Origin of the sequence: Steroidobacter sp., from assembly GCF_016790065.1 — a bacterium.
GTDB lineage: Bacteria > Pseudomonadota > Gammaproteobacteria > Steroidobacterales > Steroidobacteraceae > Steroidobacter.
Map to the genome: position 1 here is coordinate 1 of NZ_JAEUPY010000098.1, position 2,568 is coordinate 2,568.

Sequence of the window (2,568 nt, forward strand, 5' to 3'; positions counted from 1 at the left end):
AGGCCGCTACAAGTTCATCGAAAAGATTGGCAAGGGCGCCTTCGGTACCGTGCTGCTGATGGAAGACACGGTGGTCGAGGAACGGCTGATCCTGAAGTTCCTGAACCCGAACGTGGCGCAGGACGAAGAGATGATGAAACGTTTCGTGCACGAGCTGCGCTACTCGCGCAAGATCACGCACAAGAACGTCATCCGCATTTATGACTTTCTATACATGCGCGGCAACTACGCCATTTCCATGGAGTACTTCCCGTCGCACACCTTGGGCAGCGAGATCGTCAACGAGAAGCCCCTGCCGTTGCCGCGCGCCATCAAATACGGCATCGACCTGTGCACCGGCATGACGGTCGCGCACCACGCCGGCATCGTGCATCGTGATTTGAAGCCTGCAAACATCCTGATCAACAACGAAGGGCTGTTGAAGATCGTGGACTTCGGCGTGGCCGCCGCGCAGAAAGAAGGCGACACCCAACTCACCAAGACCGGCTACGTGATCGGCTCGCCCAAATACATGGCGCCCGAGCAGATTCTGGGCAAGAAGGTCGATGAGCGCGCCGACATCTACAGCGTCGGCGTGATCCTGTATGAAATGATCACCGGCGTGCCGCCGTACAGCCGCGGCGATCATATGTCGGTCATGTATCAGCACGTGCAGGGCAAGGCCAAGACCGCCATCGAGGTCAATCCGTCGCTGCCCCGCCCGCTCTCGGACCTGGTCACCAAAGCCATGTCCGTGGACAAAATGAAGCGCTACCAAAGCATGGACGAGCTGCGCGAGGCCCTCGAAAAGGCGCTCTAAAGCGGCCAGCCCGCCCGGGCTTGTCCGTACTGGAACTTTCGACGCCGGCCGGGGCTTAATGCCGATTATTCCTATAACGGCTGAAGCCCCGCATGAGCTGCCAGACCGCGCTGTTACCGGCACTTGCCCTGACCTTGCTGACTTCGGCCGCGCACGCGGCGGAAACCGCCAAGCTGCCGCCCCCTCCAGCGCCGCCCAAGAACTATTTCGTTCCTGATCAAGGCAAGCTGTTACTCACAGCCGGCTTCAACGACGCCGACGGCGCAGGCGGCGGTGGCTTGGCGCCGTTCGCGCTGATCACCGGCTACGGCACCGACGCCAGCTACGGCGCGAACGTTCATTACACCTACGCTCCGCTGCGTGACTTCGAACTCAAGACTTACGGCATCGGCGTCGGTCTGCTCGATCGCATCGAACTTACCGTCGCGCGCCAGGATTTCAAAGCCACCGACACCGCACTCGATGGCGTCAGCGTGTCGCAGGATATTTTCGGCATCAAGGTGAAGCTGTACGGCGATGCCATCTATATGCAAGACAGCTGGATGCCACAGCTCGCCATCGGTGCGCAGTTCAAGCGCAATCGCGGGCTCGACAATGCCGGCGCGCTCGTCAGTCCCAAACAACTCGGCGCCAAGGACGAAGACGGCACCGACTATTACCTCGCCGCCACCAAAGTCTTGTTACAGCAAAGCCTGCTGTTGAATCTGCAGCTGCGCTACACCAAGGCCAATCAGTTCGGCTTGCTGGGGTTCGGCGGCGACCGGGACGACGGTTACTCGACCGAGATTGGCGGCTCGATCGGTTATCTGGTCACGCGCAAGATCGCGATCGGTGCTGAGTACCGCGGCAAACCGCACAACCTGGGCGCCGACGATGAGAGCGCCGCGTGGGACATCTTCGCCGCCTGGGCGCCGACGCGGAATGTTTCTTTGGTCGCGGCTTACTTGAACATCGGTAGCGTGCTCGCACCGGTGACTGGCGTCACGCACGATCAGACCGGGCCCTACTTGTCGCTGCAAGCGGGCTTTTAGAGGACGAGCGCCATGTCGAAATCAATCATTCTCGCGACACTGCTCTCGACCACGCTGTTGGCCGCCAGCTTCGCGCCCGTGGCACACGCTGAAAAGACGCTCTACGAACAGATCGGCGGCGAGCCGGTCCTGCGCAAGACCGTGGAAGAGTTCGTGGTCATCATGGAAGACGACGACCGCATCAACTTTGCCTTCGGCAACACCGACATCACCAAGTTCAAGCAACTGTTGTTCGAACAGCTGTGCAACGTGACCGGCGGGCCTTGTGAATATACCGGGCGCAGCATGGAAGAGTCGCATCGCGAACTGGCCATCGACAACGCCATGTTCAATGCGCTGGCCGAAGACGTGTATCTGGCTTTCGATCGGGTCGGTGTGCCCTATCGATTACAGAATAAAGTCATGGCCATTTTCGCGCCCATGCAAAAAGACATGGTGAAGTAACCGAGTCAGTTACTCCGGGTGACCGGTGCCGCATTCGAATAGCTGCGCGCCGGCTTGACGATTTCCGCTTTGACTTCCGGCGCGGCACTCCGCATCTCGGCCTGCGCCACACGCTCAGCTCGCGCCACCTTGCTGGCTTCTTGTTGAGCGAGCCGTTCCGCTTGCGCCAGTTGCGCTTTGGCTTCCGGCAAATCGGGTGAGAGCGCCAGCGCCTGCTTCAATGGCGTGAGGGCTTCCAACGCACGCCCCAGCGTCAGCAAGGCAGAACCGCGCGACGCAAGCGCCAACACGTCT

At 60.3% G+C, this 2,568-nt stretch carries 3 protein-coding genes and 1 pseudogene; 3 read left to right on the forward strand and 1 reads right to left on the reverse strand.

The window, feature by feature from the left end:
- The 3 genes from JNL55_RS04090 to JNL55_RS04100 all read left to right on the forward strand — a co-directional run.
- Positions 1–799: serine/threonine protein kinase (locus JNL55_RS04090; RefSeq protein WP_293849623.1), on the forward strand; the 799-nt coding region annotated here is incomplete at its 5' end.
- A gap of 92 nt (positions 800–891) precedes the next feature.
- A complete protein-coding gene (locus JNL55_RS04095) occupies positions 892–1,830 on the forward strand; it encodes a DUF3034 family protein (protein ID WP_293849625.1) in 939 nt (312 codons plus the stop codon).
- A gap of 12 nt (positions 1,831–1,842) precedes the next feature.
- Complete coding sequence (locus JNL55_RS04100) at positions 1,843–2,274, forward strand: group I truncated hemoglobin (RefSeq protein ID WP_293849627.1); 432 nt, start codon at positions 1,843–1,845, stop codon at positions 2,272–2,274.
- 5 nt (positions 2,275–2,279) lie between these two features.
- Here JNL55_RS04100 and JNL55_RS04105 read toward each other — a convergent pair.
- Positions 2,280–2,568: pseudogene (locus tag JNL55_RS04105) on the reverse strand (hypothetical protein); the annotation flags it as partial.

Excerpts from the sequence above, each read along its gene's own strand:
- JNL55_RS04100 (WP_293849627.1), top strand. The coding sequence starts at position 1,843 with ATGTCGAAATCAATCATTCTCGCGACACTGCTCTCGACCACGCTGTTG.
- JNL55_RS04095 (WP_293849625.1), top strand. The coding sequence starts at position 892 with ATGAGCTGCCAGACCGCGCTGTTACCGGCACTTGCCCTGACCTTGCTG.